The sequence below is a fragment of the Paucibacter sp. JuS9 genome (assembly GCF_044043925.2).
In the GTDB taxonomy this organism is placed as follows: domain Bacteria; phylum Pseudomonadota; class Gammaproteobacteria; order Burkholderiales; family Burkholderiaceae_C; genus JAUASW01.
In genome coordinates this window covers 2167264-2184671 of sequence record NZ_CP194172.1, presented here as the reverse complement: position 1 = coordinate 2184671, position 17408 = coordinate 2167264, and the positions used below count along the sequence as shown (strand labels likewise).

Sequence of the window (17408 nt, the reverse complement as noted above, 5' to 3'; positions counted from 1 at the left end):
GGGCGGGCTTGCCTACACTGCCCAGCCATCAACAAGCTCGAGACACGACGCCATGCCCCTACCTGTTCTTGCCATCCACGGCGGCGCCGGCACCTTGCTGCGCAGCAAGATGTCACCCGAGATGGAGCAGCAGTACCGCGCCGAATTGCGCAGCATCCTGCAAGCCGGCGAGCAGATGCTGGCGAATGGCAGAGACGCCATGGATGTGGTCTGCGAAGCCGTGCGACGGCTGGAAGAATGCCCGCTGTTCAATGCCGGAAAAGGCGCGGTGTACACGGCCGACGAGCGACATGAGCTCGACGCCAGCGTGATGAACGGCCACACGCTCGCAGCAGGTGCAGTGGCCGGCGTCAGCCGCGTGCGCAATCCGGTGCTGGCGGCTCGGGCGGTGATGGAGCGCGGCGAGCATCTGCTCTTCATTGGCGCTGCCGCCGAAGCCTATGTAGAGAAGCTCGGGATGGAGATGGTCGATCCCGGCTGGTTCGGCACGCCGCAGCGGCTGGAACAGTTGCGCCGAGCCAGAGCCGAGGCGGCGGGTGCGCTGCTGGATCATGACGGTCAGGCGTCGACGCCCATCATGGAGAGCAAGAAGTTCGGCACTGTCGGCGCGGTGGCGCTTGATGCGGCCGGCCACCTGGCCGCGGCCACCTCAACCGGTGGCATGACCAACAAGCTGCCGGGCCGCGTGGGTGACTCACCGCTGATAGGCGCGGGCTGCTATGCCAGTGACGACAGCTGCGCCGTGTCTTGCACGGGCACCGGCGAGGCCTTCATTCGCGTGGCTGCGGCGCGCGAGGTGGGTGCGCTGATGGAGTATGCGGGGCTGAGCCTCGACGAGGCAGCACGCCGGGTCGTTTTCGAGAAACTCGGCCGTGTGGCCGGGCAGGGCGGCTTGATAGCGGTCAGCAAGGACGGCGCCGTCAGCCTGCCCTTCAATACCGAGGGCATGTACCGCGGCAGCGTGCAGCAAGGCCGGCCGCCCGTTGTTGGCATCTATGGCGAGGCCGAGGAAGCAGCAAACCTGGCGCATTAATGGCAATCGGCCCTTCAGGGCCGATTTTTGTGGAGCGCCAAAGCAAATCGGCCCCGAAGGGCCGATTCATGCGAAGCGCAGAGGTGCGACGCTCAGGCTTGCTGCTTGGCCTTGCGGCGCAGACCGACCATGCCGAACAGTGCCAGGCCAGCCAGGGCCAGGGAGCCCGGCTCCGGCGTCTTGCCGGTGCTGGTGCCGGTACCGGCGACCGTCAGCAGCTTGAAGGCATCGTTGCCGATGGCGGAAGCCGAGTTGGAGGCACTCACGAACCACCAGCTGGAGCTGACTGCACCTGCGCCAGTGTTGCCGAAGCTCATGGTGTCGGGTTCGGCCGAGCCCACATTGCTGTAGTGGTTGAGCAACTTCCAGCCATTGGCCGTCGAACCAGCCGTGGCCGGCAGGCCGCTGGAACTGATCGAGCCCATGGTCGGGCCACCGGAGCCGCCAACCCAGTAGAACACCGAGATGTCGGAGTCGGTATAGGAACCGGAGGGATTGTCGGTACCGTTCCAGCCCATGGTGACACTGTTCAGGGCCACAGACACGGTCTCACCAGGGTTGGTGAAGTTGAGCAGGAAGCCTTCCAGCTGACCGACGTTGTCGGCTGCATGAGGGCCGGTGCCCGGGTCGCAGATGTTCCAACCCGACGCATTGGACTTGCCAGCGCATTCTTCGGTGTTGACGATGCCGAAGCCGGCGCTGCTACCCCAGGGGGCGACGGCCGCTGCGACGAAGTTCTGTACTGAGGGGCTCAGATCGGACGACCATGCCGTGATGCCCATCTTGGCATCGGCCGGGGCCATCGAATCGGTGCAGGAGTAGCTGTTTCCGTAGGAAACCGAGGCAGTCGAGCAATTGCTGTAGTTCCAGGAACCGTTCCAGGTTGTAGCGGCTTGCGCGCTCTGGGTGCTCACCAGTCCGAGCAGGCTGGTTACGGTTGCCAGGATGAGACGCATGGTTTGTTTGTTCATTAAATTCTCCAGCTGGGCCCTGCAATCGCTGCGCGGCTTGATGATCTTGCAAGAAGCAATTTGTGGGCCAGTGTTTGGGAGTCTATGAAAATCAACGACTTACTGGTGGATCTGGGGCTTGCTTTGAGGCGACTGTAAATTGTTCCGACGGAAATAGCTCCCCCTACTTGAGGGTCTGGAGCAGGGCGCTGGCCCGGGCCGCCGATTCCTTGTCGATCTTGTTGTCGGCGGCAGGCTCGAGTTCCGCGCGCGCTTCAGCCTTGCGGCCGAGCTTGATCAGGACCTCGGCCAGGTGGGTGCGAATTTCGGCATTGCCGGGGTTGCGCAGGCGCGCGTCGCGCAGCAGGGGCAAGGCGCGCTCGGCCTGGCCCAACTGAAACTCCGACCAGCCCAGCGTATCCAGGTAGAGAGAATTGCCGGGCTCCAGCTGCACCGCTCGCTGTGCCAAGGCTATCGAGCGTGTGTTGCGCTGGGCGAGCAGCACGGAAGCCTGGCTGTTCAGGGCCTCGGCATCGTTGGCGTTGACTTGCAAGGCGCGCTCATAAGTCTTGCTGGCAGCGTCGAAGGCCTTGTTGCGTGCCTGCGCATCGCCAAGGGCCTTCAGCACGAGGCTGTCGCGAGGGTGCTGCTTGAGCCAGGCCTCCACCGGCTGTGACGCCGGACGCAGGCCCTCCAGGCTCTGCTGCAGGCTGAAGAGGCGCAACAGGCTGAGATTGGTAGGTTCCAGCTGGTGGGCGCGCCGCAGCGAGTCCAGCGCAGCGGCCGGTTTGCGGTTGGCCAGGGCGATATCAGCCAACAGGTGGTGGCCGGCTGCCAGTTTGGGCTGTGTCTGGGTCAGTTGCAGGGCGCGGCGCTCTGCCTTGCCAAGTTCACCCTGCATGATTTCCACGCCGGTCATCAGGGACTGGGCGCGCACCAGGTTGGGCTCCACGCTCAAGATCTTCTCGACCGAATAGTTGGCACCGGCTACATCCTTGGCCTCGAGTTGCAATTCGGCGATTGCCAGCAGCGTAGGTACAACGACTGCCGCTCGCCGTGAGGCTGCCGACAATGTGTTGCGAGCGCCCACCAGGTCGCCGTTGAGCAGTTGAACTCGACCATGAAGGGTCAGAACCTGCGCATCTTCGGGGGCCTTGCTCAGCAGCTTCTTGGAGGCTTCAAGGGCCTGCGGGTAGTCTCTCTTCTGAATCTGGTTGTGGACCATGGCCAGGCGGGGGCGGAGTTCAGACAGCTCGCTTGCGTCGTCCGCCTTGGTCAACCAGCGTTCAAGCTCGCTGCGCTTGTTCTGCGCTTCGGCCAGGTTTGCCAGCTCCATCAATACGTTGACGTCGCGGTCGTTGGCCCTGTTCAATGCTTCCAGTCGGGTACCGGCTGCCTGGAAGGCGCGGTCGGCAATGTCCAGTCGAGCCAGGCCCAGTTCGGCCTGGACCAGTCCGGGTGCATTTTTCAATGCCGCTTCATAGGCGCGGCGGGCCTGCTTGCGGTCTCCTGCCTGGGTGAGAGCCGTGCCCTGCAACACCAGCACGCTGGCGTTCTTCGGGAATCGCCGTGCCAGTGAGTCGGCTGCTGTGACGGCCTTGGCTACCTGGCCTCCGCGCAGATAGAGCGTGACCAGCGCGGAGCCGGCATAGGCCTGCCCAGGGTCCTTCTTGTAGGCCTGTTCCAGTGACTGAACCGCCTCGTCTGTCTTTCCGCCACGCAGCAGGCTCAGGCCGAGCACCGTACGAAAGGCCGGGTTGTCCTTGCTGGCCAGGGCTTCGCGCATCAGATTCGTGGCCTTGGCATGACGACCCTGAGCGGTCTGGATCGACGCCAGCAGAGTCAAGGCGCCACCGTCCCCAGGGGCCGTGCGCAGATAGGACTCCAGCACCTCGACCGCCTTGTCAGGCGCCTTGTCTTCCAGATAGACGCGAGCCAGTACCTTGGCGATCGGGCTTGGGCCCTGAACGCGAAGCGCTGCTTCGAGATAGGGCTTGGCCTTGATCATGTTGCCCAGGCCAAAATGCGACATGCCGCTCAGCAGCAGGAATTGCGGTCGGTAGCGAATGAACTCGAGGGGCACCGGATCCATCAGTGCCGTGATCTGGGTCAGGGCCTTCCGGGCTGCCACCATGTCGTTGGCCCGTTCGGCAAGCAAGGCCTGTACGTAGATGGCGCGCGGTTCATCCGGCACCCGGGTCAGCAGCATCTGAAGGTCGCGTTGGGCATCCTTGTCCCGGTTCAGGTCCAGCAGGATGCCCAGCCTTGCAACGGCAGCTTCCGTGTGATCGGGCGTCAGCTGCAGGACCTTGTCGTAGGCCGCCAGTGCATCGGTCAGCTTGGCTTGAACGTGGAGCAGCGAGGCTCGCTGAAAGAAGAACAGGCTACCTTGGTCGCCCAGCTTGGCCGCCTGCTCCAAGGCTGCGTTGGCCTCCTTGAATTGGCGTGTCCGGATGCGTTGTGGCACCTCGGCCAGCCACACCTCGGCAGCCTGGGGCGTCAGGCGACGGGCCTCATCCAGGGCCTGCAGCGCGCGCGCGCTTTGGCCGAGGTCGCCCCAGGCCTGTGCCTTGATCAGCAACAGGCTCTGCTGAATCTCGCGGGGCAGGCTGCTTGCCTCGAACTGCTGGGATTCGACCAGTTGATTGTGTTTGCCCTGGGCCAGCAAGGCCTCAGCCAGCGGCACGATCACCTCGACCTTGCTGACGCCGAGCCGCAAGGCCTCGTTGAAGGCGACCTCTGCACCCACAGGGTCCGAGTTCGCCAGCAGCGCCTTGCCCAGCAGCACCTGGACCGGCAGCATGGCCTTGTTGACCTGCAGCGCATTCTTCAACTGGATGATCGCGCCAGCAATGTCCTTTTTCTCGTAGCGGGCCAGCGCGTCCTCGTAGTAGCGGGCTGCCTTGTCGTTGGTATCCGCCGCGTGCAGCAGCGGCGACGCGCCGGCCAGCAAGGCAGCAGTGAGCAGCGAGGCGAGTGGCTTCAGGCGCGTCATGCGGTCCGATCAATTGAAGGTGGTGGCTTGAGATTCTTGCATGGGCAGCAAGCGGCCCAGGGGCGGCGCCTCAGTAGCGCAGCTCCAGCGTCATGACATCGTTCTCGCGCTTCATCAGAAAGCGCGTCAGGAAGCTGTTGCCCAGCAGCACATGGCTCATCTCGCCGGGGATGACGATGGCCTCGACATTGCGCACCAGCACATCGCCGACCCGGATGGAGTCCAGCACCGTGAGGTGGGCGGGCACGACGCCGTTGGCGGTCTGCGTCAGCACGCGGCGGCCACTGCGATAGCGCAGGCCGATCCGCTCGGCTTCAGCCTGGGTGATCGAAACCGAAGTGGCGCCTGTATCGACGAGGAACTGGACCGCATGGTTGTTGATGCTGCCCAGGGGCGTGAAATGCCCACCAGCGCCCGACGTGAGGATGATCTGCTTGGGGAGCGCACTGTCGGGCCCCGCGTTGTTCAAGCGGCCGGGCGAGGCGCCGAGCACCAGTACCTGGCGGCGGCCGTCGATCTCGACCGTGGCCCGGTCGTCCTGGATGGCGATCAGCTTGACGCCATCGACCACCTGCCCGAGCTGCACCGTGCGGGCCTCGCCATCGATCAGGAGGAGTGCGGCCTTGCTGCCCAGGCTGCCATTGAAACTGACGCCAGCCATGGCTGACGCCTGCAGGCCGAGCAGGGCGCCCAGCAGCAGGATCAGGCGCGGCAGGCTGGAGCGCATGGGGCGGGTGTGTGCAGGACTCAGTCGCGGAAGTTGTCGTAGGACAGCGGCGTCTCGGCGAACTCCTTCTTGAGCAGGGCGATGGCCTGCTGCAGGTCGTCCCGGTTCTTGCCGGTGATGCGGACCGTGTCGCCCTGGATCGAGGCTTGCACCTTGAGCTTGCTGTTCTTGACGGCAGTGGTGATCTTCTTGGCCAGGTCGGATTCGATGCCGGCCTTGACTTTGTAGACCTGCTTGACCTTGTCGCCGCCGAGCTTCTCGACCTTGGCGTCCATGTCGAGATAGGTGATCGCGACCTTGCGCTTGGTCAGCTTGTCGATCAACACGGCGGTGAGCTGCTCCAGCTGGAAATCGCTGTCGCCGTACAGCACGATCTCTTTTTCCTTGTCCTTCAGTTCGATGCGGGCGCCAGTGCCCTTGAAATCGAAGCGCGTGCCGACCTCCTTGGCGCTGTTGTCGACGCCATTGCGGATTTCGACCATGTCGGGCTCAAGAACGGTATCAAAACTGGGCATTGGGTGATTTCTGCTGAATGCATTGGGAAACAGGGGAAAATTCTGCCATGTCCCTCCCCCCTGTGAACCCCCCGAATGGACTGGCTTTGGATATCGAATCCGACGTCAACCTCAAGCCCTACAACACTTTTGGCCTGCCGGCGACGGCCCGGCGTCTGGTGCGCATTCGCTCGGAAGCCGATGTGAGGCGGGTCGTGGACCACCCGGAGCTTGGCCTGGCGCCGAAGTTCGTGCTGGGCGGTGGCAGCAATCTGGTGCTGACAAAAGACGTCGAGGCGGTGGTGCTGAAAATCGAGATCCCTGGCATCCGTCTCCTTGAAGAGCGCCGGGACGCCTGGATTCTGGAAGTTGGCGCCGGCGTGCCCTGGCATGAGGCCGTGGCGTGGAGCATTGCCCAGGGTTATCCCGGTCTGGAGAACCTGGCGCTGATTCCCGGCACCACCGGCGCCGCACCGGTGCAGAACATCGGCGCCTATGGCATCGAGCTGAAAGACCGCCTGGACAGTGTGGAAGTGGTCGACCTGATCACCGGCCGCAAGGCGGTGTTGCCGGCCGAGGTGTGCGCCTTCGGCTACCGGGATTCGGTGTTCAAGCAGACAGGTTTTGGCGGCCTGGCCGGCAAGAGCGTGATCACCAAGGTGCGCTTGCGCCTGCCCAAGCCCTGGCAGCCCTCGCTGGGCTACCTGGACCTGGAGCGCAAGATGGCCGAGACCGGCATCACGGCGCCGGACGCGAAGCAGATCTTCGACTGGGTCTGTGCCATCCGCCGTGCCAAGCTGCCCGACCCGGCAGTCATCGGCAATGCCGGCAGCTTCTTCAAGAACCCGGTGGTCACGGAAGAGCAGTGCCGCGACATCATCGGCCGCGATCCGCACATTGTTCATTACCCGATGCCGGACGGCACGGTGAAGCTGGCCGCCGGCTGGCTGATCGATGCCTGTGGCTGGAAGGGCAAGACGGTGGGCGGTGCGGCTGTCTACGAAAAGCAGGCCCTGGTCCTGGTGAACAAGGGCGAGGCCCGCGGCGCCGAGGTGGTGACGCTGGCCCGGGCCATCCAGGAAAGCGTCTACGGCCGCTTCGGCATCCGGCTGGAGCCGGAGCCGGTGGTCATTTGACCCTTCAATACTTTGCTGCCTGTCCGGGCGCCGGAGTGGCCTTCTTGATGAACTCCCGCAGGTGTTCATTCGAGGTGGCCAGGTCCTCCGAGCGCAGATACATCATGTGGCCGCTGCGGTAGCCCTTGAAGTCCATCCGGTCCTTCATGCGTCCGCTTGGGTCGAGCTGCCACATCGTGTACTTGGCGTCGAAATAGGTGGTGGCACCGTCGTAGTAGCCGGACTGGACGAGCAGGCGCAGATAGGGGTTCTGCGCCATGGCCAGACGCAGGTTCTCGCCGGTCTGGTCGTCGCTGTTGTCCCAGGGGTGGACCGGGCCGAAGAGGTTGTACTTCAGGTCGGTCTTGTACTTCAGCGTTTCGCGCAGGTAGTGGTTGATCGCCGGCGTGAACGAGTGCAGCCAGGAGGTGAGCTCGGCGTTGTAGTCGGGCGAACTGCCGGCTTCCATGCGGTCGATGCCCAGGTAGCGCGAGTCCAGCCGGCCCACGGTCTGGCCGCGCGTGCGCAGCAGGTCTTTCCAGAAGTAGGACGGCGGCACGGCCAGGTTGTGCTGCAGTACCGTCGTCTCGGACAGGCCCGAGTAGCGCGCAATCTTGGCGGCCATGGCCTTGCGTTGGTCCGGCTCGATGAAGCCGCCCTTGGCCAGCACCGGGATGAATTCATTGAGGGTGAAAGCCTCCACTTCTGCCAGTACCGGCGCGAGGTCGCGCTGCTGCAGGTCGACGGGCAGCACCTTGTGGTGCCAGGCTGTTGCCGCGTAGTAGGGCAGGCTCAAGGCGTCGCGCACCGGGCCTTCGCGCTTGATGCCGAGGCCGGTTGGCGAGACCAGGATCACGCCGTTCAGATACATCCAGTGGTTGTTCTGCAGCTCCTTGGCAAGACCTGACACCCGGTTCGTGCCGTAGCTTTCACCGATCAGGTACTTGGGCGACTGCCAGCGGCCGTTGCGAGAGACGAAGGCGCCCAGCCATTCGGCCAGGTAGGAGATGTCGGCGTTCACGCCGAAGAAGAACTTGCGGTCGGTCTTCGGGTCCAGGATGCGAGAGAAGCCGGTATTGACCGGGTCGATGAAGACGATGTCGGCCACGTCCAGGATGGAGTGCGGGTTGTCGCGCACGCCATAGGGCTGTAGCGGATAGCCCTCGGCATCGATGTTGAGCATCTTGGGGCCGGTGTAGGCGATGTGCATCCACACCGAGGCCGAGCCCGGGCCGCCATTGAACGACATGACCAGCGGACGCGTGTCCTTGTTGGCCACATCGCTGCGCTGGTAGTAGGTATAGAACAGCGAGGCCACGACCTTGCCATCCTTGTCCCAGACCGGCTGGGTGCCGGCGGTCACCTTGTAGGGCACGGACTTGCCCTTGATGGTGACCTGGCCGGTCGAATGGACAGCCGACTCGGCCGCCACCTGGCGCTCGGCCGGCGCGCTCGCTGCCTTGGCGCGTTCGGCGGGCGGCGAAGCGGCCGCCTCAGCAGGCCGAGCGGCCTCTTGTGCTTGGGCGCCGACCAGCCACAGGCTGGCCAGCAGGACCGCGGACAACTGGATTTTCTTCATCGCCTCTCCCTCGTCGGCCTTCGTGGCCGGGCGGAGGAGATTCTCTGCGCCGGCGAACCGGCGCGCGATCAGTCTTTGCCCTTGAGCTGCGGCAGGCTGTTGGCGCCGCCCGCGGTCAGCAGGCCGGCCTGGGTGTAGGTGCGCAGCTTGTCGCGGGTGTCGACGATGTCCAGGTTGCGCATCGTCAGCTGGCCGATGCGGTCCAGCGGCGAGAAGGGCGCGTCCTCGACCTTTTCCATGGACAGGCGCTCGGGCTTGTAGGTGAGGTTGGGGCTGCGCGTGTCCAGCAGCGAGTAGTCGTTGCCACGACGCAGCTCCAGCGCCACTTCGCCGGTGACGGCGCGTGCCACCCAGCGCTGGGCGGTCTCGCGCAGCATGATGGCTTGCGGGTCGAACCAGCGGCCCTGGTAGAGCAGGCGGCCGAGCTTCAGGCCGTTCATGCGGTACTGCTCGATCGTGTCTTCGTTGTGGATGCCGGTGACCAGGCGCTCGTAGGCGATGTGCAGCAGGGCCAGGCCGGGCGCTTCATAGATGCCGCGGCTCTTGGCTTCGATGATGCGGTTCTCGATCTGGTCGCTCATGCCCAGGCCGTGGCGGCCGCCGATGCGGTTGGCTTCCAGGATCAGGGCGACCGGGTCGCGGTATTCGACGCCATTCAGCGCGACCGGCACGCCTTCTTCAAAGCGCACCGTCACCTCTTCGGCCTTGACGACCACGTCGTCCTTCCAGAAAGCCACGCCCATGATGGGGTTGACGATCTTGATGCCCGAGTTCAGGTGCTCCAGGTCCTTGGCTTCGTGCGTGGCGCCGAGCATGTTGGAGTCGGTCGAGTAAGCCTTCTCGGCCGACATCTTGTAGCCGAAGCCGGCCTTGGTCATGAAGGCCGACATCTCGGCGCGGCCGCCCAGCTCGTCGATGAAGAGCTGGTCCAGCCAAGGCTTGTAGATCTTCAGCGCCGGGTTGGTCAGCAGGCCGTAGCGGTAGAAGCGCTCGATGTCGTTGCCCTTGAAGGTCGAGCCGTCGCCCCAGATGTTGACGTCGTCTTCCTTCATTGCCGCAACCAGCATCGTGCCGGTGACGGCACGGCCCAGAGGCGTGGTGTTGAAGTAGGTGATGCCGCCGGTACTGATGTGGAACGCGCCGGCCTGCAGCGCGGCAATTCCCTCGTGCGCCAGCTGGCTGCGGCAGTCCACGAGCACGGCCTTCTCGGCACCGTATTGCATGGCCTTGCGCGGTATCTCTTCGTAGTCCGGCTCGTCCGGCTGGCCCAGGTTGGCCGTGTAGGCATAGGGCAGGGCGCCCTTCAGGCGCATCCAGTGCAGGGCGGCGCTGGTGTCGAGGCCGCCTGAGAAGGCGATGCCGACCTTCTGGCCGACGGGGAGGTGCTGAAGAATGGTGGACATGGCTGGCTAGGGGAAGAGATCCGGCATTTTCTGTCAAAAACCGGGTGAAACCCTGGGGGCCTTCTGTCGAGTTCCTGTCAGCTCAGCGACAGGCGCACAGCGGGCGCAGCGGCAAGAATGGCTTCAAGCAAAGAAGCAGCGGAGACAAGCCGATGAGCAGCAGCCCTTCAACATGCCCTCAACGCATGGCGCAACGCAGCCATTGGCCGCGTCGATTGCCGCGCGAACTGGCCATTCCGGAGACCACGCTGTGGTTCAACCTGGAAGTCGCGGCGGCGCGCTATCCGCACAAGGCGGCCACCTTTTTCTGTGGCCAGACGATCAGCTATTCGGAGCTGCGCGACAAAGCATTGGCCCTGGCCGGCTGGCTGCAATCGCAGGGCGTCGCCAAGGGCGACCGGGTGGCGCTCTACATGCAGAACTGTCCGCAGTTCCTGATCAGCTTCTATGCAATCAACCGCGCCGATGCGGTCGTGGTGCCGGTCAACCCGATGAACCGGGCGGAGGAATTCGGCCACTACCTGACGGACCCTGACACCAAGTTGGTGATCTGCAGCGCCGATCTGGCAGGCATCGTTGAGCAGGCGAATTCGCAGTTGCCGGTCGAGAAACGGGCGAAAGTCTTGGTGACCCGGTACACCGATGCCTTGCCGGCAGAGGGCATTGCGCCCGACTTGGGTTTGTCAGAGGCGATGGCAGCCTGGTTGATGAACGAAGGCACGCTGCCCGCTGGCGCCGCCCGCTGGGTCGACGCACTGGCCGCCGGCCTCAAGCCGAGTGCCGCGACCAATGGCCCGGACGACATGGCGCACCTGCCCTACACCTCAGGCACGACCGGCCTGCCCAAGGGTTGCATGCACACCAACCGCACGCTGATGAGCAACTCGGTGGGTGGCGGGCTCTGGGGCCATGCCTCTGCCGAGTCGGTGAGCCTGGCGGTCGTGCCCTTCTTCCATATCACCGGCTTGCTTTACGGCGTGCTTGGGCCGGTGTTCCTCGGCGCCACCGTGGTCATCATCCCGCGCTGGGACCGCGAGCTGGCGGGGCGCTTGATCTCGGCGAAGAAGGTCACGCACTGGACCTGCATACCGACCATGATCATTGACCTGTTCGGCAGCCCGAACTACAAGAGCTTCGATCTTTCCAGCCTTACGTATCTGAGTGGCGGTGGCGCGGCCATGCCGGCCGCAGTGGCGGAGAGGTTGCTGGCGGAGTTCGGCCTGACCTTTGCCGAAGGCTATGGCTTGACCGAGACCGCAGCGCCCACGCACGGCAACCCGCCCGAGCGCGCGAAGTTGCAATGCCTGGGTATAGCCATCTATGGCGTGGATTCGCGCATCATCGATCCGGTCACACTGGAAGAGATGCCCATCGGCGAGGTGGGCGAGATCGTCAGCTGTGGTCCCATGGTGTTCAAGGGCTACTGGCGCCAGCCGGCGGCAACGGAGGCGGCCTTCATCGAGATCGAGGGCAAGAAGTTCTTCCGCACCGGCGACCTGGGCCGCATGGACGAGGAAGGCTATTTCTTCATCACCGACCGGCTCAAGCGGATGATCAACGCCAGCGGCTACAAGGTCTGGCCGAGCGAGGTGGAGCTCTTGCTCTACAAGAACCCGGCCGTGCAGGAGGCCTGCATCATCTCGGCCAAGGATGAATACCGCGGCGAGACGGTGAAGGCGGTTGTCGTGCTGCGCGCCGAAGCCAGGGGCAAGACCTCGGCGGAAGAGATCATTGCCTGGTCACGCGAACACATGGCGGCCTACAAGGTGCCGCGCATCGTCGAATTTGCCGACAGCCTGCCCAAGTCAGGCGCAGGCAAGGTGATGTGGCGGGTGCTGCAGGAGCGCGAACTGCGCTGAGGCCTTGAATCAGAAGCCGGCGCCGGGCTGGGCCAGATAGGCCAGTTCCGCCGCCGTGCTTGCGCGCCCGAGGATCGCGTTGCGATGCGGGAAGCGGCCGTACTGTGCCACCACCTCGCGGTGCTTGATCGCGTAGTCCAGTGCGCCTTTCATGCGCTCGTCTTCTGCTGCGAGCCGTGCGAATTCGGCGATCGATCGGTCTTGCATCGCCAGCGCTTCTGAGTGCTCCAGCGGGATCAAGGCAAACCAGCGCTGCAGCGTCGTCAACTCACCCGCCTTGCCGCTCTCAAGCAAGGCCAGGCTCATTCGCAGCGCCTCGGCGTCGCCGGCAAAGGCTTTCGCCGTGTTGCGGAAAGCGTTGCGGGTGAACTGGTCGAGCAAGATGATGCGGGCCAGGCTGCCAAAGGCGCTGCGTTCCCATTCCTTCAGGCCGCCAGCCAGTGCCTGCTCCAGCAGTGCGCCGAAACGGGACTTGATTTCATCGTCGAAGGCATCGCTCTTGCGGAACCATTCGCCGCGAACCTGCCCATCTTCGTCGCCACCCAGGAATCCGAACCAGAAGTTCAAGACCTTCTGAACATCCGCCGGCTCAGTGACGCGCTGCCAGGCCGGGTGGCGGCGCAACCAGGCCTGCACATAGCTGCAGGCTGCCACGACTTGCCGTTCCTGGCCTGATGCCCAGACCAGGCCATGCTCCACCATCTGGCTGGCGAAGCCCCGGCCCCGCAGCGCCTCGGCGGTAAGCGTGTGGTGGAAGATGATCTGATCGCCGCTGACCATGTAGTCCAGTTCCAGCGGCTCGCCTTCAACCTCGGCCGAGAAGCCGCCCATTCTTTGCACGATGTCCACCTGCTCGCCCATTGCTCAACGCCCCAGTTGCTGCCAGAGGTAGCTGTATTCCAGCGCGAGCAGGGTGGCGGACTGCTCGTTGTCTGCGGCGCCGCCATGGCCGCCTTCGATGTTCTCGTAGTACAGCAGATCATGGCCTTGCGCCAGCATCAGCGCGGCCATCTTGCGGGCATGGCCGGGATGAACGCGGTCGTCTCGCGTTGAGGTGGCGAAGAAGACCTTGGGGTACTTCACGCCGGCCTTGACGTTCTGGTACGGGCTGTACTTGGCAATGAACTCCCATTCGGCCGCATCGTCCGGGTTGCCGTATTCCGCCATCCAGGACGCACCGGCCAGCAGTTGGTGGTAGCGACGCATGTCCAGCAGCGGCACCTGGCAGACCACGGCGTTGAACAGCTCCGGCCGCTGCACAAAGGTGGCGCCCACCAGCAGCCCGCCGTTGCTGCCGCCCATGATGCCGAGGTGGCGTGGGCTGGTGATCTTGCGCTTGATCAGGTCTTCGGCCACTGCGGCGAAGTCGTCATAGCTGCGCTGCTTGTTGGCCTTGGTGGCGGCCTGGTGCCAGCTGGGGCCGAACTCGCCGCCGCCCCGGATATTGGCCAGCACATAGACCCCGCCACGCTCCGACCAGGCCCGGCCAACGCCGCCGGAGTAGCTGGGTTGCAGCGAGACCTCAAAGCCGCCATAGCCATAGAGCAGCGTGGGGTTCTTGCCGTCCGGCTTGGCATTCGCGGGCCAGACGACGAAGTAGGGCACCTTGGTGCCGTCCTTGCTGACGGCCTCCAGTTGCTCAGCCCGCATGCCTTCGGTCTTGAAGCGGGGCGCGCGTGTCTTCAGTGTTTCGCGCTCGTCGCTGCCGGCCCGGGCCAATGACAGATTGCCAGGTGTCAGGAAATCGGTGTAGCTGACCAGGTAGCGATCGCCCAGCTCATCCTTGGGCAATTCGCTGTCGTACAAGCTGACCGTGCTCAAGGTGCCGGGGAAGGGTGCCTTGATTTCGCGATGCTTTGGCTCCTTGCCCGCAAAGCTCCATTCCTCGAGGCGGCTGGCGACCTTGTCGCTGATGTTCAGGATCAGGTGCTGGCGCGTCACCGTGTAGCCAGCCAGGGAGCGCGTGGCCGTTGGGGTGAACAAGGCCTGGAGCTTGCGTTCGCTGCGCAGGTAGGCGGCGCTGTCTGCCAGCAAGAGGCTGCCGGCAGCGAAGGTTCGCCCCCCGACAGTCCAGGGCTTGCGCGGGCTCAGCAGCAGGCGCGGGCCCCAGAAGGCTGCGCTGACGTCGGTGGGCACGTCCAGCTTTTGCAGCTTGTTGTCCCTCAGGAGGAAGCTGACCTGGTTGTAGAAGTCCAGCGCGCGGCTGAACTGGATCCGTTCATGGCCTGGTGTGTGGTCAACCTGGGCCGAGACCGACACGTCCTTGGCCTCACCTTCAAACACGATCTTGGCCTCGGCCAGTTTCTCTCCGCGTTGCCAGCGCTTGATCTGGCGCGGATAGCCGGAGTCTGTCTGTGAGCCGGGGCCGAAGTCGCTGCCGATGAAGAGCGTGTTCTCGTTCAGCCAGGCCAGGTCGGTCTTGGCTTCGGGCACAAAGAAGCCGCCGTCGGCCGGCGCGACAAAGCGCTTGGCCACCGTGTCGAACTCGCGCACCACGACCGCGTCGGCGCCGCCTCGCGAGAGCATCAAGAGGCAGCGGCGATAGTCGGGCGCCAGGCATTGCGCGCCGCCGAACACCCAGTTCTCGCCCTCGGCCTTGCCGAGCGCGTCGATGTCCAGCACGGTTTCCCATTGCGGCTCGGCCTTGCGGTATTCGGCCAGCGTGGTGCGGCGCCACAAGCCGCGAGGCTGCTTGTCGTCGGTCCAGAGGTTGTAGAGCCAGGGGCCCAGACGCATGACGTTGGGAATGCGGTCCTTGGCGTTCAGCAGCTCCAGCATCTCGGCACGGATCGGCGCGTAGTCGGCGCGAGCCTGCAGCTGCCTGGTCGTGACGGCATTGCGCTCGCGCACCCAGCCGAGCGCTCGCTCACCCTGGACCTCTTCGAGCCATTGGTGGGGATCGGCCGGCGCCTTTGCGGAATCAGCCATGGCGGGGGAGGCGATGCCTGCCAAGCAGCACAGCAGCAGGGCGGCCAGTGGCCGTGAATGGAGTTGGGGCAAGGATCACCATGATGTGGATAGGTCGGATCGCTGGAGTCTAGTGCGCCGGCGCAACGAGGCCGGATCACCCAAACGGTGGGCGCGGAAACCCTGGCCCCAGACCCGTGGCAGCGCTGATGCTTGCAGTTGGCATGCGGCGATCAGGAAAACCAGCGCCTGGGCATCAAGAGCTATCCGAGCTTCGTGGTGCTCGACCCGCAAGGGCGCTTCCTGGGCTACAAGCTGCTGCTTGCCAAGGACAAGGGCGGATGAAGCCCAGAGGTCTCAGCGGGCCTCGGCCCGGCGCAGCGCCTGCGGATGGATCTCCACCGAGGCGTTGGCGGTGGAGACATAGATGCTGCCATCCTGGATGCTGATCTGCAGCTGCATGCTGCGCTCGGCCAGCGCGGCCAGGGCCTGCGACTGTTCGGCCGGAATCTGCCACACGTCCAGCTTGGGCGCGCGGATGAGCTTGCCTTCCAGATTGCTCCACCAGACCGGCGTGCTGGAGGCATAGCTGATCACGGTGACGCGTTCGGCACGGCCATGGGCCTTCATGATGCGGCGCTCGTCGGGCTGGCCGAGGTCGATCCAGTGCACCACGTCGCCGGTCAGGTCGAGCTGCCAGAGTTCGGGCTCGTCCACGTCGGACAGCCCTTTGCTGAACTCCAGCCGGCCGCGCATGTCGTCTGCCGGCACGTACAGGGCATAGGCCAGCACGCGGATCATCATGCGCTCATCCGTCTCCGACGGATGGCGGGCGATCACCAGGTTGTGCTCGCCATAGACATGGCGGTCCATGTCCGAGATCTGCAGATGCGCTTTGTGGATGGTGGCTTTCAGTGCCATGGGCTCTTTCAAGGACTTGCTTGTGCGTGAAGGCGCGCATTATCCGCAGCCGCGGCTCATGGCATGATTCGTCCCTTGTTTTACAGCCCGACTGCCGGTCGGGCGCTAACCGAGCCGCCAGACATGAAACGTCTCCTGATCTCCGTCGCTGTTGTCGCCCTCGTGTCCACGCTGGCGCAGGCCCAGAGCACCGTCAACCCCAAGGCCAAGGTCGACCCCAAGAACAATAAGGTCAGCAAGCCCGTGGTGGACAAGCCCAAACCCATCCTGATGTCGCGCAACCAGATCCGCGAATGCCAGGAGATCGAGGAGCGCATCCAGGCGGAAGACCAGGTGCTGCCGCCGGTGGTCAAGGCCTGGGAGGCCGAACATGCCGAGCTGCTGGCCGCACTGGCCGAGAGCAACAAGACGGCGGATGGTCTCAACAAGGCCGGCGCCGACTTGAAGAACGACGCCGAGGCCCTGGGCAAGTTGCAGGAAGCCCTGAATGCCGAGATCAAGGGCGGCAAGCTCAAGAAGGACGAGCAGATCAAGAAGATCAAGGATTTCGAGGAAAGCCGGGCCGCTGTGCAGAAGCGCATCGATGACTTCAACACCCAGCGCGAGGCCTACGGCCAGAACAAGGCGAAGCTGGACCAGCGGATCAAGCCGCACGATGCGGCCAAGATTCCGCTGAACGAGCGCATCGAAGCGCTGGCGGACGACCGCGTTGACTTCAAGTCCAAGTGCGCCGACCGCACCTATGAAGAAGCCGACTGGAACGCAGTCAAGGCCGAGCGCACCAGGGCCAAGGCGGCTGCTGACGCCGCCTCGGCCGCAGCAGCAGCAGCCTCGGCCGCCAAGTAAGCACACCCGCTCCTCACGGAAACGGCGCCTTGGAGGCGCCGTTTTTCATGGCGCACGTGATCTGGCAGGTGCCCGGTCAGGAACGACCTGTTGAGCCCCTTGAACTAGGGGTTTGTCTGAGTTGACCCTGACCGACTCGTGACACTCGTCGCCGCCGGCTGCAGTTCGTCGCCCGATCCCGCCCTTGATCGCATTCGGTTTTTCCTCATGGTTATCCCTGGGCATAGTTCGGCCCATCGCAGCACAACAAGAACCGCTGCTTGGCTGTAGGAGGCCCGAGATGAACACCGTTTACTGCTATGACCGCAATGCCCAGATCAAGCGCCTTGGCGTCGTGGTCGCCATCATGATCGCCGCCGTCGGTGCTGGCGCGATGAGCGCCCAGGACGAGCGTCACGTGGCGATGAGCCAGCTGCCGCGCGTCGAGATCACCGGCCAAAGCATTCCGACCCAGATCGCCGTGGCTCGCGAGAACAACACCGTTGCCCAGTTGCCGCGTGTGGTGGTCGAAGGCCAGCGCAGCGTCGATGGCCAGCGCGTCGCCCAGCAAACCCCCTCGTCCACGGCTCAGTAAGAGCC

General features: G+C 64.4%; 15 protein-coding genes. 6 read left to right on the top strand and 9 right to left on the bottom strand.

Going from position 1 to position 17408, the window contains the following annotated elements; all coding sequences use genetic code 11:
* The first annotated feature begins 52 nt into the window (after window positions 1–52).
* Window positions 53–1033 carry an isoaspartyl peptidase/L-asparaginase family protein gene (locus tag ABT392_RS09695; protein WP_395385894.1) on the top strand — a complete coding sequence of 327 codons (981 nt, stop codon included), beginning with the start codon at window positions 53–55 and terminating at the stop codon, window positions 1031–1033.
* Window positions 1034–1125: 92 nt separating this feature from the next.
* Here the strand turns inward: ABT392_RS09695 and ABT392_RS09690 are convergent, their stop codons facing one another.
* The 4 genes from ABT392_RS09690 to ABT392_RS09675 all read right to left on the bottom strand — a co-directional run bounded on the left by ABT392_RS09690 (window position 1126) and on the right by ABT392_RS09675 (window position 6220).
* Entirely contained in the window at window positions 1126–2004 is an 879-nt protein-coding gene (locus tag ABT392_RS09690) for a PEP-CTERM sorting domain-containing protein (protein WP_334275657.1), read from the bottom strand.
* Between the two features lie 163 nt (window positions 2005–2167).
* Window positions 2168–4978, bottom strand: a complete 2811-nt coding sequence (gene prsT / locus ABT392_RS09685; protein WP_395385895.1) for an XrtA/PEP-CTERM system TPR-repeat protein PrsT — start codon at window positions 4976–4978, stop codon at window positions 2168–2170.
* Window positions 4979–5048: 70 nt separating this feature from the next.
* The gene (locus ABT392_RS09680; RefSeq protein ID WP_334275655.1) at window positions 5049–5705 is read right to left on the bottom strand and encodes a retropepsin-like aspartic protease family protein; all 657 of its coding nucleotides are present in this window, start codon (window positions 5703–5705) and stop codon (window positions 5049–5051) included.
* Window positions 5706–5725: 20 nt separating this feature from the next.
* Window positions 5726–6220, bottom strand: a complete 495-nt coding sequence (locus ABT392_RS09675; RefSeq protein ID WP_334275654.1) for a YajQ family cyclic di-GMP-binding protein — start codon at window positions 6218–6220, stop codon at window positions 5726–5728.
* An 86-nt stretch (window positions 6221–6306) separates the two neighbouring features.
* On the opposite strand from ABT392_RS09675, the gene murB reads away from it, so the two are divergent.
* Window positions 6307–7335, top strand: a complete 1029-nt coding sequence (gene murB, locus ABT392_RS09670; RefSeq protein ID WP_395385896.1) for a UDP-N-acetylmuramate dehydrogenase — start codon at window positions 6307–6309, stop codon at window positions 7333–7335.
* Window positions 7336–7339: 4 nt separating this feature from the next.
* Here murB and ABT392_RS09665 read toward each other — a convergent pair whose 3' ends face one another.
* Entirely contained in the window at window positions 7340–8893 is a 1554-nt protein-coding gene (locus tag ABT392_RS09665; protein WP_395385897.1) for a S10 family peptidase, read from the bottom strand.
* Window positions 8894–8961: 68 nt separating this feature from the next.
* The gene (gene argG / locus ABT392_RS09660) at window positions 8962–10296 is read right to left on the bottom strand and encodes an argininosuccinate synthase (RefSeq protein ID WP_334275651.1); all 1335 of its coding nucleotides are present in this window, start codon (window positions 10294–10296) and stop codon (window positions 8962–8964) included.
* Window positions 10297–10448: 152 nt separating this feature from the next.
* Between argG and ABT392_RS09655 the strand changes: the two genes are divergently transcribed.
* Entirely contained in the window at window positions 10449–12155 is a 1707-nt protein-coding gene (locus tag ABT392_RS09655; protein WP_464970961.1) for a long-chain fatty acid--CoA ligase, read from the top strand.
* Window positions 12156–12164: 9 nt separating this feature from the next.
* Here ABT392_RS09655 and ABT392_RS09650 read toward each other — a convergent pair whose 3' ends face one another.
* Window positions 12165–13016 (bottom strand): DUF924 family protein, encoded by an 852-nt coding sequence (locus ABT392_RS09650; RefSeq protein WP_464970960.1) that lies wholly within the window; start codon window positions 13014–13016, stop codon window positions 12165–12167.
* 3 nt (window positions 13017–13019) lie between these two features.
* Window positions 13020–15083 (bottom strand): prolyl oligopeptidase family serine peptidase, encoded by a 2064-nt coding sequence (locus ABT392_RS09645; protein ID WP_395385901.1) that lies wholly within the window; start codon window positions 15081–15083, stop codon window positions 13020–13022.
* Window positions 15084–15275: 192 nt separating this feature from the next.
* On the opposite strand from ABT392_RS09645, the gene ABT392_RS09640 reads away from it, so the two are divergent.
* Window positions 15276–15407 (top strand): hypothetical protein, encoded by a 132-nt coding sequence (locus ABT392_RS09640; protein WP_334275647.1) that lies wholly within the window; start codon window positions 15276–15278, stop codon window positions 15405–15407.
* A 12-nt stretch (window positions 15408–15419) separates the two neighbouring features.
* Here ABT392_RS09640 and ABT392_RS09635 read toward each other — a convergent pair whose 3' ends face one another.
* Window positions 15420–15983 carry a YaeQ family protein gene (locus ABT392_RS09635; RefSeq protein ID WP_334275646.1) on the bottom strand — a complete coding sequence of 188 codons (564 nt, stop codon included), beginning with the start codon at window positions 15981–15983 and terminating at the stop codon, window positions 15420–15422.
* 123 nt (window positions 15984–16106) lie between these two features.
* On the opposite strand from ABT392_RS09635, the gene ABT392_RS09630 reads away from it, so the two are divergent.
* Complete coding sequence (locus tag ABT392_RS09630) at window positions 16107–16829, top strand: hypothetical protein (RefSeq protein WP_395385902.1); 723 nt, start codon at window positions 16107–16109, stop codon at window positions 16827–16829.
* A gap of 280 nt (window positions 16830–17109) precedes the next feature.
* Window positions 17110–17403 (top strand): hypothetical protein, encoded by a 294-nt coding sequence (locus ABT392_RS09625; protein ID WP_334275644.1) that lies wholly within the window; start codon window positions 17110–17112, stop codon window positions 17401–17403.
* Window positions 17404–17408: the final 5 nt, after the last annotated feature.

What these genes read in the sequence shown, in the direction of transcription:
- ABT392_RS09650 (WP_464970960.1), bottom strand. Translation starts at nt 13,016, where the DNA reads ATGGGCGAGCAGGTGGACATCGTGCAAAGAATGGGCGGCTTCTCGGCC.
- ABT392_RS09675 (WP_334275654.1), bottom strand. Translation starts at nt 6,220, where the DNA reads ATGCCCAGTTTTGATACCGTTCTTGAGCCCGACATGGTCGAAATCCGC.
- ABT392_RS09630 (WP_395385902.1), top strand. Translation starts at nt 16,107, where the DNA reads ATGAAACGTCTCCTGATCTCCGTCGCTGTTGTCGCCCTCGTGTCCACG.
- ABT392_RS09690 (WP_334275657.1), bottom strand. Translation starts at nt 2,004, where the DNA reads ATGAACAAACAAACCATGCGTCTCATCCTGGCAACCGTAACCAGCCTG.
- ABT392_RS09645 (WP_395385901.1), bottom strand. Translation starts at nt 15,083, where the DNA reads ATGGCTGATTCCGCAAAGGCGCCGGCCGATCCCCACCAATGGCTCGAA.
- ABT392_RS09655 (WP_464970961.1), top strand. Translation starts at nt 10,449, where the DNA reads ATGAGCAGCAGCCCTTCAACATGCCCTCAACGCATGGCGCAACGCAGC.
- prsT (WP_395385895.1), bottom strand. Translation starts at nt 4,978, where the DNA reads ATGACGCGCCTGAAGCCACTCGCCTCGCTGCTCACTGCTGCCTTGCTG.
- ABT392_RS09665 (WP_395385897.1), bottom strand. Translation starts at nt 8,893, where the DNA reads ATGAAGAAAATCCAGTTGTCCGCGGTCCTGCTGGCCAGCCTGTGGCTG.
- ABT392_RS09680 (WP_334275655.1), bottom strand. Translation starts at nt 5,705, where the DNA reads ATGCGCTCCAGCCTGCCGCGCCTGATCCTGCTGCTGGGCGCCCTGCTC.
- ABT392_RS09625 (WP_334275644.1), top strand. Translation starts at nt 17,110, where the DNA reads ATGAACACCGTTTACTGCTATGACCGCAATGCCCAGATCAAGCGCCTT.
- argG (WP_334275651.1), bottom strand. Translation starts at nt 10,296, where the DNA reads ATGTCCACCATTCTTCAGCACCTCCCCGTCGGCCAGAAGGTCGGCATC.
- ABT392_RS09695 (WP_395385894.1), top strand. Translation starts at nt 53, where the DNA reads ATGCCCCTACCTGTTCTTGCCATCCACGGCGGCGCCGGCACCTTGCTG.
- ABT392_RS09635 (WP_334275646.1), bottom strand. Translation starts at nt 15,983, where the DNA reads ATGGCACTGAAAGCCACCATCCACAAAGCGCATCTGCAGATCTCGGAC.